This is a genomic window from Sphingobium wenxiniae (assembly GCF_007830065.1).
Classification (GTDB): domain Bacteria; phylum Pseudomonadota; class Alphaproteobacteria; order Sphingomonadales; family Sphingomonadaceae; genus Sphingobium; species Sphingobium wenxiniae.
Map to the genome: position 1 here is coordinate 1 of NZ_VLKK01000020.1, position 13605 is coordinate 13605.

The following is a 13605-nucleotide window of genomic DNA, read 5'->3' on the forward strand; positions in this document are numbered from 1 at the left end:
TACCAGGGTATCTAATCCTGTTTGCTCCCCACGCTTTCGCACCTCAGCGTCAATGCCGGTCCAGTGAGCCGCCTTCGCCACTGGTGTTCTTCCGAATATCTACGAATTTCACCTCTACACTCGGAATTCCACTCACCTCTCCCGGATTCAAGCAATCCAGTCTCAAAGGCTATTCCGGGGTTGAGCCCCGGGCTTTCACCTCTGACTTAAATCGCCGCCTACGTGCGCTTTACGCCCAGTAATTCCGAACAACGCTAGCCCCCTCCGTATTACCGCGGCTGCTGGCACGGAGTTAGCCGGAGCTTATTCTCCCGGTACTGTCATTATCATCCCGGGTAAAAGAGCTTTACAACCCTAAGGCCTTCATCACTCACGCGGCATTGCTGGATCAGGGTTGCCCCCATTGTCCAATATTCCCTACTGCTGCCTCCCGTAGGAGTCTGGGCCGTGTCTCAGTCCCAGTGTGGCTGATCATCCTCTCAGACCAGCTAAGGATCGTCGCCTTGGTGAGCCTTTACCTCACCAACTAGCTAATCCTACGCGGGCTCATCCCTGGGCGATAAATCTTTGGACTTTCGTCATCATCCGGTATTAGCAGTCGTTTCCAACTGTTATTCCGAACCCAAGGGCAGATTCCCACGCGTTACGCACCCGTGCGCCACTAGATCCGAAGATCTCGTTCGACTTGCATGTATTAGGCATGCCGCCAGCGTTCGTTCTGAGCCAGGATCAAACTCTCAAGTTTGATGTCCGATCCACAGGCAAGAGGAATAATCCCACCCATGAACCGCTCATTCCAAGGAGCCGTTCCTGCACAATTCTTACATGGTGTGTAAGGACATGCATACGAACGACCTAAATTTAACCGAGCACCATGCGCCTTGAAGCCGCATAGACCCGGAGCCGTCGCCCACATGTCCCTTCATCATACTAACAATGTCAAAGAACCATCCAAACCTAAACCAGACAACCAATCCACCCCGATCCAAATGTTCCGGGGGACTGGCGTCCAACCATGGTGGCGACCGAGCGAGGCGAAAACCGGAAGGCATCACCGCGTCGGTGGAGTGGCATCTAGGCGTGCGATCTGAGTCGGTCAACAGGAAAAGTTGGATATTTCAAAAATTCTATCCGGTCGGTTGTAAAAAGCGCGCCCTGTCTGGATTTTGGCAGAATTCGGTCTGCTGCTTTCGGGACCGAGGACGCCGCCCGGTCACAACGGGTCTCCCTCTCGCCCCGGTAGAGCGCCGCCGACGCCATCCAACAACAGGCGGACGAGATCGGCCTGCCCATGCGCGCCGGTCTTTCCATAAACGCGCTTGGAATAGTTGCGCGCCGTTTCGACGGTGAGGTCCAGCGCCTTCGCGGCTTCGGCAATGCTCGCGGCCCCCGCCATCCGCGCCGCGAATTTCGCCTCGCTGGGAGTCAGGCGATAGAGGTCGGAGAGGATGTGCGCGCGCGCCGGCGCAGGGCGCGCCAAGCTGCGGACACGGATGAGATAGCGGGCCATGGCAAAGAGCCATCCGGGCCGTTCGGGCAGCGGCATCACCAACATCTGCATCGGCGGGTCGTGCCACAGCCATCCGGCGCGCGGCTCCGGCGCCCCTGTCTCCGCGATCATGCCCCCAAGCAGGGCTTCGGCTTCGGGGAGGAGGAGGCGCAAGCGCCCGTCCGCCGCCCGTCCCATGATCCGGCCCCGTGCCACCAGCGCGGCGCTCTCCCCGTCGCAATCCAGCAGCCGCGCCTGCGCGTCGAGCAGAAGCCAGCCGCCGCCGAAGACCGCCAGCTCCTGCCCGGTCAGCGTCGCGCGGGCGCGTTCCCGTTCCAACTGGCTCCACGTCCGCAGCGCGATGACGAGATGGGGCGCAAGACTGGCGAGCAGGGCGGAATCGCTCGCGCTGAAATCGCCTTGCGCGCGAAAGAGGGACAGGGACAGCTCGCCCGCCTCTCCCGCGATCACCCGCATATGACGCGCCCAAAGGGTCGATTCGCCCAGCTCCGTCCCGGAATAGACCCGGCCCGGCCTCATCGGCTCGCGCGGGGGGGCCGGGGCGAGGAGGTCGGACGGCGCGCCGCGGTCCAGCGCCTGCGCGACGGATTGCCAGGAAATCCCGGCAGAGGGCCGAAGGCAGACATGGCACAGATCCGCCTCCGTGCGCGCCAGCAGACGCCATGCGAACAGCCGCCACGGCTCCGCTTCCGCCACACCGCCATAGAGGGCGGTCAGCAGTTCGTTCTCGTCCGTCCGCGTCAACACCATAGCATAGCTCCCATATGGGAGGTGTGTTCGCGTGCTGAATGTTTATGTCAAGCGTTCAGCCCACGATGAAAGAAAGATGCCTCGATGACGACCGCGACCGGACAACTGGACGCCATGCGCCTCACCCATCTGCAACGGCTCGAAGCGGAGAGCATCCACATCATGCGGGAAGTGGTTGCCGAGGCTGAGCGTCCTGTGATGCTGTATTCTGTGGGCAAGGACAGCGCGGTCATGCTGCACCTGGCCAAGAAGGCTTTCTATCCCTCGCCGCCGCCCTTTCCGCTGCTGCATGTCGATACGACATGGAAGTTCAAGGCGATGTACGACCTGCGCGACAAGGCGGCGAGGGATGCGGGCATGGAACTGCTCGTCTACCACAACCCGGAGGCGAAGGAGCGGGGGATCAATCCCTTCGACCATGGCCCGCTCCATACCGATATGTGGAAGACGGAGGGGTTGAAGCAGGCGCTGGACCTTTATGGCTTCGACGCGGCCTTCGGCGGCGCGCGGCGCGACGAGGAGAAGAGCCGTGCCAAGGAGCGCATCTTCTCCTTCCGCACGGCCAGTCACCGCTGGGATCCCAAGGCGCAGCGGCCTGAACTCTGGCGCCTCTACAATGCCCGCAAGAACAAGGGCGAATCGATGCGGGTGTTCCCCATCTCCAACTGGACCGAGCTGGATATCTGGCAATATATCCATCTCGAGAATATCGAGATCGTGCCGCTCTATTTCTCCGCGCCGCGCCCGACGGTGGAACGCGACGGCCTTCTCATCATGGTGGATGACGACCGCTTCCCGCTGCGCGAAGGCGAGCAGCCGGTGATGCGCTCCATCCGTTTCCGCACGCTGGGCTGCTATCCGCTGACCGGCGCGGTGGAGAGCGCGGCGGCGACGTTGCCCGAAGTGATCCAGGAAATGCTGCTCACCACCACCAGCGAACGGCAGGGCCGCGTCATCGACAAGGATGGCGGCGACGCCAGCATGGAGAAGAAGAAGCAGGAGGGGTATTTCTAATGTCCGACAGGCTCGCCAACGATCCGATCTACCGGACCGACGCCCTGATCGCCGAGGATATCGAGAAATATCTGGAGGTGCATCAGCACAAGACGATGCTGCGCTTCATCACCTGCGGGTCGGTGGACGACGGCAAGTCGACGCTGATCGGGCGGCTGCTCTACGATTCGAAGATGATCTTCGAGGACCAGCTTGCCGCGCTTGAAGCCGATTCCCGGCGCGTGGGCACGCAGGGGCAGGAAATCGACTTCGCGCTGCTGGTCGACGGCCTCGCCGCCGAGCGGGAGCAGGGCATCACCATCGACGTCGCCTATCGCTTCTTCGCGACGGAAAAGCGCAAGTTCATCGTCGCCGACACGCCGGGGCACGAGCAATATACGCGCAACATGGTGACGGGCGCGTCCACCGCCGACCTTGCCGTCATCCTGATCGACGCGCGCAAGGGCGTGCTGGTGCAGACGCGGCGGCACAGCTACCTCGCCCATCTGATCGGCATCCGCAACATCGTGCTGGCCGTCAACAAGATGGATCTGGTCGATTACGACCAGGGCGTGTTCGACGCCATCGTGAAGGACTATGCCGAATTCGCGAAGTCGATCGGCATCGACAATTTCGTCGCCATGCCGATCTCCGGCTTCCGGGGCGACAATATCACCACTCGCAGCGCCAATACGCCCTGGTATGGCGGCCCCACGCTGATGGAGCATCTGGAGACGGTGGAGGTCGACGCGACCGCCGACACCGCCAAGCCCTTCCGCATGGCGGTGCAGTGGGTGAATCGGCCCAATCTCGACTTCCGGGGCTTTTCCGGGCTGATTTCCACCGGAACGATCCGGCCGGGCGACGCCGTGCGCGTGCTGCCCTCGGGCAGGACCAGCACCGTCACCCGCATCGTGACGCTAAACGGAGATCTGGACGAAGCGGCAGCGGGCCAGTCCGTGACGCTCTGCTTCGCGGACGAGATCGACTGCTCGCGCGGAGACGTGATCGCCATCGCCGACGATCCGGTGCAGGCCGCCGACCAGTTCGAGGCGACCATCGTCTGGATGGACGAAAATGAACTGCTGCCCGGGCGGCCCTATTGGCTCAAGATCGGGACGCAGACCGTCACCGCGACGGTCCAGCAGCCCAAATATCAGGTCAACGTCAACACGCTGGAGCATCTGGCGGCGAAGACGCTGGACTTGAACGCCATCGGCGTCGCCAATCTGTCGACGGATCGCTCGATACCGTTCGAGCCCTATGCGCAGAATCGGGATCTGGGCGGCTTCATTCTGATCGACAAGATGACCAACGCCACCGTGGCGGCGGGCATGATCCATTTCTCGCTGCGCCGCGCGGACAATGTCCATTGGCAGGCGACCGACGTGACGCGCGAGCATCATGCGCAGGTCAAGAACCAGAAGCCCGCCGTGCTATGGCTGACCGGCCTGTCGGGCGCGGGCAAGTCGACGATCGCCAATCTCGTCGAAAAGAAGCTGGCACGGATGAACCGCCACACCTTCCTCCTCGACGGCGACAATGTGCGCCATGGCCTCAACAAGGATCTGGGCTTCACCGACGCCGACCGCGTGGAGAATATCCGCCGCGTGGGCGAGGTCGCGAAGCTGATGACGGATGCGGGCCTCATCGTCATCACCGCCTTCATCTCCCCCTTCCGCGCCGAGCGCGACATGGTGCGGCAGATGATGCAGCCGGGCGAGTTCCTCGAGGTGCACATCGACACGCCCTTGGCCGAAGCGGAGAAGCGCGACGTCAAGGGACTCTACAGAAAGGCGCGCGCGGGTGATCTCAAAAACTTCACCGGCATCGACAGCCCCTATGAGCCGCCCCAGGACCCCGAAATCCACATCGACACAACGTCCATGACGGCGGAAGACGCCGCGGAAGAAATCGTGCGGAGGCTGATTCCCTGAGGCGCCGCGGGTGACCTTGAGGGGCGCATCGCGGAAATGTCTCTTGGCGCTCGGCTCTCCGGCGATTTTCCTTTTCGCCGCCGAATCGGCTGCGCTACGGCTCGCGCTGTCGGACAAGGGGAATCGCTGATGGCGGGCTGCGAGACGATCGCGAATCGGCGCGTGCTTTTCGTGATGGCGGCGGAACAGGAATATGGTCCGCATCTGCGACAGCGCTTCACGCCCCTGATGACCGGCGTCGGCCCGGTGGAAGCCGCCATGGCCATGGGGATCGCCCTTCATGCGCTGGAGCGGCAGGGAGGGTTGCCCGACCTGGTCCTGTCGCTCGGCTCGGCCGGATCGCGCATTTGCGAACTGGGAGAAATCTATCAGGTGGCCAGCGTGTCCTGGCGGGACATGGATGCTTCCCGAATCGGCATTCCCAAGGGCGTGACGCCCTTTCTCGATCATCCGGTCGACATGCCGCTGATGACACTCCTGCCCTTGCGGACCGCGCGCCTTTCCACCGGCGCGAACATCGTGGGCGGGGAGGAATATGCCGCGATCGACGCGGACATGGTGGACATGGAAACCTTCGCCATCGCGCGGGCGTGCCAGCGGTTCGACGTGCCGCTGATGGGATTGCGCGGCGTTTCGGACGGTCCCGGCGAGTTGGAAGGCATATCGGACTGGATGCAGTTGCTGTCCCTGCTGGATGAACGCCTCGCCGCCACCGTGGACTTGCTGCCCGACGCGCTTGGAGCATCAGACCGCCTCCACGGACGGATTTTCCGCGCGGAGACGCAAAGGCGTGGAGATTGATGGAAGCGTAACCTGCGCACGCGAAGGCTGGAGCAGGATTCCAGCTGATCAGGTCAGACTCCGGGAAAGCTGGCGGCGCGCGTCAGATCGGATCTGCGCCCTCCCGAAACGCCGCGCCTCCGCGTGGATCCGCCCGATCCTTGAACGAGTTCGCTTCAATGTCCTGCAAAGGCCATGATGGAGGCGGTCGCCACGCCGTCCTCTTCCAGCGTCTGCCTGCCGCCCAGGTCGGGCAGGTCGACGGCAAAGAGCGCCATCAATACGCTTGCCCCCTGCTCCCGCAGCAATTGGGCAGCGGCCCGAGCCGTCCCGCCCGTGGCGATCAGATCGTCGACCAGCACCACGCGGGCGCCTTGCGGCACCTGCCCTTCGTGCAGTTCCAGCCGGTCGGCGCCATATTCCAGCACATAGTCGATGCCGACCGTGCACCCCGGCAGCTTTCCTGCCTTGCGAACGGGGACGAAACCCTTGCCCAGCGCATGAGCCAGGGCCGCCGCGAGGATGAAGCCCCGCGCCTCCACCCCGACGATCAGGTCCGGGTCGAGCGGCCGCGCGATCGCGGCCATATGATCGACCAGTTCGCGCAGCCCCGCACCGTCCGCCAGCAGGGTGGTGATGTCGCGGAACTGGATGCCCGGCTTCGGGAAATCGGGGATGGTGCGGACCAGCGCGGTCAGGCTGTCGATGCTCATCTGCTCCTCGCATGAAAAAGGGCGCGATCCTCATGGACCGCGCCCCGATCTTTCAAACGCCTGCGCGTCCCGCCATCACGCCTTCTTCTTCTTGTCCGCCCAGATGTTCTGATAGGACATATAGGCAAGGCCGGTGGCGATCAGCAGGAAGATGATCGTCGCCAGGCCCGCGCGGCGGCGGTTCTCCAGCTTCGGCTCAGCCGTCCAGGTGAGAAAGGCCGCGACATCCTTTGACATCTGATCGACGCTCGACCTGGTGCCGTCGCCATAGGTTACCTGACCGTCGGCCGTCAGCGGCGGCGCCATGGCAAGGTTCAGGTTGGCGAAATAGGGGTTGTAGTGCAGCCCCTCCGGCGTCTTGGCGTCCGGGAACTTTTTGAGCAGTTCGGCCGGCTGCGACTGGAAGCCCGTCAGCAGCGAATAGACATAGGCGGAGCCATGATGGCGGGCCTTGGTCATCAGCGACAGATCCGGCGGGATCGCGTTGTTGTTCGCCGCCGCGGCCGCAACGTTGTTCGCGAAGGGCTTGGGGAAATAATCGGCCGGAACCGGGTCGCGGGTCGTCATCTCGCCCGTCTTGGGATCGACGTCGGGCGTCTTGATCGCCCACTGCTTGGCGATCGCCTTGATCTCCGCCTCGTTATAGCCAATGCCCTTCAGATCGCGGAAAGCGACATAATGCAGGCTGTGGCAGGCCGAGCAGACTTCCTTGAACACCTGGAATCCGCGCTGGAGCTGCGCCTGGTCATATTTGCCCAGAGGCCCGTCGAACGAGAAGGACACATGCCTGGGCGCCTTGTGGAACTCATGCTCCACGGTGGGCTGCGGCGGTTCGGTGACATAGGCCACCGCGCCCACCAGGAAGGAGATTAACAGCCAGCCAGCAAAGAAGAGGCCGACGAGAAATGCGCCGATGCGAACCATGATTTTTCTAGCCCCCTTCTTAACCGGCGTTCGACGGCTGCGGATCGCTGCCCATGCCGGGAAGCGCGTCCTGTTCGCCCTGGATATTGTAACGGTTGAGCACCGCTTCGGTGATCGAGTTCGGCAGCGGCAACGGCTTTTCGAAGCGCGAGATCAGCGGAAGAACGATCAGGAAGTGCGCGAAATAATAAGCCGCAGCGACCTGGGAGATCATCACATAAGGCTCTTCCGCTGGCGCGCCGCCGCAATAGCCCAGCACAACCACGTCGAGGACGAGGATCCAGAAGAACTTCTTGAAGGTCGGGCGATAGTTGCCCGAACGCACCGGAGAGGTGTCCAGCCAGGGCAGGAAGAACAGCAGCAGGATCGACGCGAACATCGCGAGCACGCCCAGCAGCTTCGCCGGAACGAAGAAGAAATCCACCGTGAAGGCGCGCAGAATCGCGTAGAAGGGCCAGAAATACCATTCCGGCACGATATGCGCGGGCGTCGAGAGCGGGTTCGCTTCGATATAATTGTCCGGGTGGCCCAGGAAATTGGGCACGAAGAACAACAGGATCGCGAAGAGGATCAGGAACACGCCCGCCCCGAAACCGTCCTTCGCCGTGTAATAGGGATGGAAGGGCACGGTGTCCTGCGGCCCCTTCACTTCCACGCCGGTCGGGTTCGAGGAACCCGGAATGTGCAGCGCCCAGATGTGCAGGATCACGACTGCCGCGATCACGAAGGGCAGCAGGAAGTGCAGCGAGAAAAAGCGGTTGAGCGAGGCGTTGCCGGGCGCGAAACCGCCCAGCAGCCAGGTCTGGATCGGCTCGCCCACCACGGGGATCGCGCCGAACAGGCCGGTGATGACCTTCGCGCCCCAATAGCTCATCTGCCCCCAGGGAAGCACATAGCCCATGAAGGCGGTCGCCATCATGAGCAGGAAGATGACGAGGCCGAGCAGCCACACCATTTCGCGGGGCGCCTTGTAGGACCCGAAATAGAGGCCGCGGAAGATGTGGAGATAGACCACGATGAAGAAGAAGCTCGCGCCGTTCGCATGGGCATAGCGCATCAGCCAGCCTGCGTTCACGTCGCGCATCGTCTGTTCGACGGTGCTGAAAGCGACCAGCGTGTTCGCGCCATAATGCATGGCCATGACGACGCCGGTGACGATCTGGATCACCAGCGCAAGGCCGGCGAGAACGCCGAAGTTCCAGAAATAGTTGAGGTTGCGCGGAACCGGATAACCGGCGCCCACGGCGTTGTAGACGAGGCGCGGAAGCGGCAGCTTCTCGTCGATCCACTGCATCGCGGGATGCTTGGGGGTGTAATGCTCAGCCCAGGGAAAGCTCATCGTTTCTTACCTCAGCCTACAAGAATGGCAGTGTCGGAAGTGAAGCTGAACTTCGGCACTTCCAGGTTCTTGGGCGCGGGGCCCTTACGGATGCGGGCCGCGGTGTCATAGGACGAACCGTGGCAGGGGCAGAAATAACCGCCATATTCGCCGCGATTCTCGCCCTCGCCCGCGCCCAGCGGCACGCAGCCCAGATGGGTGCACACCCCCATGGTGATCAGCCACTGCTTCTTGCCGTCGACGGTGCGCTCCTCCAGCGTCTGCGGATCGCGCAGGGTGGACGGATCGACCTTGTCGGCCTCGGCGATTTCCTTGTCGGTCAAATGACGCACGAACAAAGGCTGCGCCCGGAAGGTCGTCTTGATCGCCTGTCCCGGCTGAATCGCCGAAAGATCGACTTCCGTCGATGCCAGCGCGAGCACGTCGGCGCTGGGATTCATCTGATCGATGAGCGGCAGGACGACAGCGACCGCGCCGACCCCCGCAAAGCTCACCGCAGCGATGTTGATGAAATCGCGACGGCGCACTTCGCCTCCGCCGGCCACATCTTCGCCGTTCGTATGTTCAACGCTCGCCATGCACCTTAACCCTTGCAAGAACGTCCCTGATCCCGCCGCATTGCCGTGTCCGGCCCTGATTATCAAGGGATTTGGGTGCTCATGCGCGATGCGCCCCCGCTTTCCCCCTGGCGTGGTTCGCGGGCCTGATAACCCCAGGGAGCGCATTTTGCCAACAGCAATTTGGACATGGCTATGACAATTTGCCCTGCTGCTTTATGCGCGCGCCATGCGTATCGCCCTTTATCAACCAGAGATCGCCGGAAATGTCGGGGCCATTTTACGGCTGGCAGCCTGCTTTTCCGTGCCCGTGGACATCATCATGCCGACCGGCTTCGCCTTTTCCGATTCCCGCCTCAAGCGCGCCGCGATGGACTATGGCGCGGCGGCGGATGTCGCCCGTCACGCGAATTTCGAAGCCTTCGACGCCCTGCGCCGGTCGGAGGGCCGCCGCCTGATCCTGATGAGCAGCCATGCCGCGCAGCGACTGCCCGACGTGGCGTTCCGCCCGGACGACGTGCTGATGATGGGGTCGGAAAGCGCGGGCGTGCCGGACACCGTGCGCGACATGGCCGACATTCGCGTGCGTATTCCGATGGCGCCGGGATTTCGGTCCTTGAACATCGCCGTTTCGACGGGCATCGCGGTGGCCGAAGCCCTGCGCCAGACTGGAAAGTTCCCGCAATGACCTTGATGCTCGATTCCCGACAGCAATCCGCCCGCGACTGGTTCGAATCGCTCCGCACGCGGATCTGCCAGCAGTTCGAGGCGATCGAGCGGGAGGCGGGAAGCGACGCCCGCTTCACCTTCACGCCCTGGGATCGCGAAGCGCCGGGACTCCCCGCGGGCGAAGGCGGCGGCGGCGTGCGCGGCGTGATGAAGGGCAAGGTGTTCGAGAAGGTCGGCGTCAACGTGTCGACCGTGGGCGGCGCCTTCGCGCCTGAGTTCGCCCGCACGATTCATGGCGCCGAAGACAACCCCGCCTTCTTCGCCACCGGCATCAGCCTGGTCGCGCATATGGCCAATCCGCATGTGCCCGCCGTGCATATGAACACGCGCTATCTGGTGACGACGAAGAGCTGGTTCGGCGGCGGCGCGGACCTCAATCCGCCCTTGCCGAGAGAGGAGGACAGCGCGCATTTCCACGCCGTGCTCAAGGCCGCCTGCGACGCACATGACCCGGATCATTATCCGAAGTTCAAGGCTTGGGCGGACGACTATTTCTTCATTCCCCATCGCGGTGTGCATCGCGGTGTGGGCGGCATATTCTACGACCATCTGGAAGGCGATTTCGATGCGGATTTCGCCTTCACCCGTTCCGTGGGAGAGGCTTTTCTGGAGGCTTTCGCGCCCATCGTGCGGCGGCGGATGCATGAAAGCTGGTCGGAGGACGATTATCGGACGATGCTCGAATGGCGGGGGCGCTATGCCGAATTCAACCTCGTCCATGATCGCGGCACGCTGTTCGGGCTGAAGACCGGGGGCAATATCGATGCCATATTGATGAGCCTGCCGCCCATGGCGAGCTGGAACTGAAGCCTGTGAGCCTGACACCGGTGGAAAGGGGGCAGGTCGCGGCCATCGTCACCCATCTGGAAATGCGTGAACGGCCAAGGCCCGCCCCCATCCCTTCCGCTCCGCTGCGGCTGGTACCGTGGAAGGAGCCGGGACTGGACGCTTATCGGGCGCTTTTCCGCCGCGTCGGCGCGCCCTGGCTCTGGTTTTCGCGGCTGGTGATGGATGACGCCGCCCTGTCCGCCATCATCCACGATCCGGCCGTCGCCGTTTATGCGGTGACGGACCCGCGCGGCGTGGAAGTCGGATTGCTGGAGCTGGATTTTCGTTCGCCGCCCGACTGCGAACTGGCCTTTATCGGTCTCATCCCCGATCTCAACGGCAAGGGTTTCGGCCAATGGTTGATGGCACAGGCGAAGGCGCTGGCGTGGCGCAAGGATGTGGAGCGTTTCCGGGTTCACACCTGCACACTCGACAGCCCGGCCGCCCTGGGCTTCTATCGGAAACACGGCTTTCGCCCCGTCGCGCGGGAAGTGGAGATTTTCGCCGACCCGCGCCTTGCGGGCGTGTTGCCGCGCGATGCAGCGCCGCAGGTGCCGCTGCTGGATTGACCGCGAGGCGGACTTACGCCGCCGCCTCCAACTGGCGGTAGATGCGCGCGGTGAACACCATCAGATAAACGTTCACGGCACCCGCCGCGAGGGCGACGGCGATGTTGCTGATCGATCGCCCGCCTTCCTGCCCCAGCAGCAGCGTGCCGACGATGCCGAAGACCGACTGCACGGCGATCTGGACCACCAGGATCAGGATGAGCGAGACGAGGATGAAGGTGGCCAGCCGCCCGGCCTGCCCCCGCGTCAGCGACAGCGTCTCCCTGAGCGCGGCGACCACGCCTGGCCGGCGATCGATCACAAGGGCGCTGAGCGGCAGCATCCGCGCGCTGATATAGAGCATCGCCGCCAGCATCGCCACGGCGGCAAGGACCACTCCACCCCCCTTGCCCGTCACGACCGACAGCAGGCCGCCGATCATCGCCGCGCCGAACAGGACGAACATCAGCGCGACGCCGACCAGCAACGACGCGCCCAGCACCACCGGCAATCGTCCGATGGCAAGGCGGATCGCTTCCGCCACGCTGATCCCCGGCCGCAGCGCCAGCGCATAGACGGCGAGCGATCCGATCAGCATGACGATTCCGGCCACAATCATCGCGACCTTCACCGTACCCGGCAGCGGCGGCAGGGACGCCAGCGTCTGCCCTGGCGCCATCTGCATATAGTCGGGCGGGATCATCAGTTGCAGGACCGCCATCGGCACCGACAGGAACAGCAGGGCGACGGGGAACAGGAGGCTTCCTTCCCGCTTGATGAAGGCAAGGCTTTCCTCCCATGCCTTGCCGATCGACAATGCCGCCATATCTCTCTGCCTTCATCCCTTGCGCGAAAATGCGCTGGAGACTTGATCGCTCGCTTCGCGCAAGTCAAGGAAACGCCATGACCGCCCTGCCCCCTTCCCCCTCCGCATCCGATGCGGCCGACATGGTCGAATGGCGGGTCGAATCCGCGCCCGTCGATTATCCCGAAGCCCTGGCCGATATGGAGGCGCGCGCCGCCGCGATCTTCGCCGGGGAGGCGAAAGAGCGCGTATGGCTGCTCCAGCATCCGCCGCTCTATACCGCGGGGACGAGCGCCGACCCGGCCGAACTGCTCGATCCGCGCTTTCCCGTCCACGCCGCTGGGCGGGGGGGGCGCTATACCTATCATGGGCCGGGACAGCGCATCGGCTATCTCAATATCGACCTGCGCGAGCGCGGGCGGGACGTGCGCAATTTCGTCCATCATCTCGAAGGATGGATGATCGCGGCGCTGGGCGACCTGGGCATCGCCGCGCGGCGGGCGGAAGGACGCATCGGCATCTGGACGGACGACGCACAGGGCCGGGAAGCGAAGATCGGCGCCCTGGGCATCCGTGTGCGCCGCTGGATCACGCTGCACGGCTTTTCCATAAACGTCGATCCCGACCTGTCGCATTTTGGCGGCATCGTGCCGTGCGGGATCAGCGCATATCCGGTCACAAGCATGGCGGCGCTGGGCTGCACAGCCCGAATGGCGGAGCTGGATGCAGCGCTAAGGGCGCATTTCCCCGCTTTTCTGGCCCGTCTGGGGCGTTGCGGTGCGGGGGTTGAGCAATGCGAAACGGGCCGTTAGGGTCGCCGTTTCGCCGGGCGGGGGGCTGCCGGGCATTAGCAATTGACCAAGGAGACCCGGATGCGAGCCAAGGCAAGGATGCTCATCGGCGCCGCCCTTTTGAGCGGCTGTATCACCCTTATGGGATGCAGCGGCGGGGACAAGGGCGGCAATGTCGTGCAGATGAAGGATATGGAAGTGGTCGATGGCACCGCGACCGACGCCATGACCGATCTGGACGGCGTCCAGAGCGAGGGGACCGCCGCCGTCATGCCGGTCGGCAATGCGAGCAATGCAGGCGCTGCCGCGAAGCCCCGGCCTCGCAAGGAAGAGACCGGCGAATCGGGGGATGAAAGCGCCGAAGTCGTCGCCGACCAATAACTTTGAAATGTCGATCCGCC

Annotated in this window: 14 protein-coding genes and 1 rRNA gene; 8 read left to right on the plus strand and 7 right to left on the minus strand. The window is 63.5% G+C overall.

The genetic code is table 11. The features are described 5' to 3' along the window. Nucleotides 1-745 (minus strand): 16S ribosomal RNA (locus IQ35_RS17255); the annotation flags it as partial. 468 nt (nucleotides 746-1213) lie between these two features. Then, the gene (locus IQ35_RS17260) at nucleotides 1214-2260 is read right to left on the minus strand and encodes a helix-turn-helix transcriptional regulator (RefSeq protein WP_145075285.1); all 1047 of its coding nucleotides are present in this window, start codon (nucleotides 2258-2260) and stop codon (nucleotides 1214-1216) included. Between the two features lie 84 nt (nucleotides 2261-2344). Here IQ35_RS17260 and cysD point away from each other — a divergent pair, with 84 nt between their 5' ends. From cysD to IQ35_RS17275, 3 genes are all read left to right on the plus strand, one after another. Beyond that, nucleotides 2345-3274 carry a sulfate adenylyltransferase subunit CysD gene (gene cysD / locus IQ35_RS17265; RefSeq protein ID WP_145075288.1) on the plus strand — a complete coding sequence of 310 codons (930 nt, stop codon included), beginning with the start codon at nucleotides 2345-2347 and terminating at the stop codon, nucleotides 3272-3274. Further along, nucleotides 3274-5190, plus strand: coding sequence for a sulfate adenylyltransferase subunit CysN (cysN, locus tag IQ35_RS17270; RefSeq protein WP_021244983.1), 1917 nt, complete (start codon nucleotides 3274-3276; stop codon nucleotides 5188-5190). Before cysD ends, cysN begins: the two co-directional genes overlap by 1 nt. A 129-nt stretch (nucleotides 5191-5319) precedes the next feature. Further along, a complete protein-coding gene (locus IQ35_RS17275; RefSeq protein WP_145075291.1) occupies nucleotides 5320-5991 on the plus strand; it encodes a 5'-methylthioadenosine/S-adenosylhomocysteine nucleosidase in 672 nt (223 codons plus the stop codon). 155 nt (nucleotides 5992-6146) lie between these two features. Here IQ35_RS17275 and IQ35_RS17280 read toward each other — a convergent pair whose 3' ends face one another. The 4 genes from IQ35_RS17280 to petA all read right to left on the minus strand — a co-directional run bounded on the left by IQ35_RS17280 (nucleotide 6147) and on the right by petA (nucleotide 9524). After that, a complete protein-coding gene (locus IQ35_RS17280) occupies nucleotides 6147-6683 on the minus strand; it encodes an adenine phosphoribosyltransferase (RefSeq protein ID WP_145075294.1) in 537 nt (178 codons plus the stop codon). Between the two features lie 75 nt (nucleotides 6684-6758). Beyond that, nucleotides 6759-7607, minus strand: a complete 849-nt coding sequence (locus tag IQ35_RS17285) for a cytochrome c1 (RefSeq protein WP_145075297.1) — start codon at nucleotides 7605-7607, stop codon at nucleotides 6759-6761. Between the two features lie 19 nt (nucleotides 7608-7626). Continuing rightward, nucleotides 7627-8946: a cytochrome b gene (locus IQ35_RS17290; protein ID WP_145075300.1), complete on the minus strand. Its 1320-nt coding sequence runs from the start codon at nucleotides 8944-8946 to the stop codon at nucleotides 7627-7629. An 11-nt stretch (nucleotides 8947-8957) separates the two neighbouring features. Continuing rightward, nucleotides 8958-9524, minus strand: coding sequence for a ubiquinol-cytochrome c reductase iron-sulfur subunit (gene petA, locus IQ35_RS17295; protein ID WP_021244978.1), 567 nt, complete (start codon nucleotides 9522-9524; stop codon nucleotides 8958-8960). A gap of 208 nt (nucleotides 9525-9732) precedes the next feature. On the opposite strand from petA, the gene IQ35_RS17300 reads away from it, so the two are divergent. From IQ35_RS17300 to IQ35_RS17310, 3 genes are read left to right on the plus strand one after another with little or no spacing between them, the layout of a single operon-like run. Then, the gene (locus IQ35_RS17300; protein WP_021244977.1) at nucleotides 9733-10191 is read left to right on the plus strand and encodes a tRNA (cytidine(34)-2'-O)-methyltransferase; all 459 of its coding nucleotides are present in this window, start codon (nucleotides 9733-9735) and stop codon (nucleotides 10189-10191) included. Further along, nucleotides 10188-11039, plus strand: coding sequence for an oxygen-dependent coproporphyrinogen oxidase (gene hemF / locus IQ35_RS17305; RefSeq protein WP_145075303.1), 852 nt, complete (start codon nucleotides 10188-10190; stop codon nucleotides 11037-11039). The genes IQ35_RS17300 and hemF overlap by 4 nt, the downstream gene beginning before the upstream one ends. 5 nt (nucleotides 11040-11044) lie before the next feature. Further along, the gene (locus IQ35_RS17310; RefSeq protein WP_021244975.1) at nucleotides 11045-11629 is read left to right on the plus strand and encodes a GNAT family N-acetyltransferase; all 585 of its coding nucleotides are present in this window, start codon (nucleotides 11045-11047) and stop codon (nucleotides 11627-11629) included. Nucleotides 11630-11642: 13 nt separating this feature from the next. On the opposite strand, the gene IQ35_RS17315 is transcribed toward IQ35_RS17310, so the two are convergent. Next, a complete protein-coding gene (locus IQ35_RS17315) occupies nucleotides 11643-12434 on the minus strand; it encodes a hypothetical protein (protein WP_145075308.1) in 792 nt (263 codons plus the stop codon). A gap of 77 nt (nucleotides 12435-12511) precedes the next feature. Here IQ35_RS17315 and lipB point away from each other — a divergent pair, with 77 nt between their 5' ends. Both lipB and IQ35_RS17325 read left to right on the plus strand, forming a co-directional pair. Then, nucleotides 12512-13225 carry a lipoyl(octanoyl) transferase LipB gene (gene lipB, locus IQ35_RS17320; protein ID WP_260401607.1) on the plus strand — a complete coding sequence of 238 codons (714 nt, stop codon included), beginning with the start codon at nucleotides 12512-12514 and terminating at the stop codon, nucleotides 13223-13225. 60 nt (nucleotides 13226-13285) lie between these two features. After that, nucleotides 13286-13585 (plus strand): hypothetical protein, encoded by a 300-nt coding sequence (locus tag IQ35_RS17325; RefSeq protein WP_145075310.1) that lies wholly within the window; start codon nucleotides 13286-13288, stop codon nucleotides 13583-13585. Nucleotides 13586-13605 lie beyond the last annotated feature (20 nt).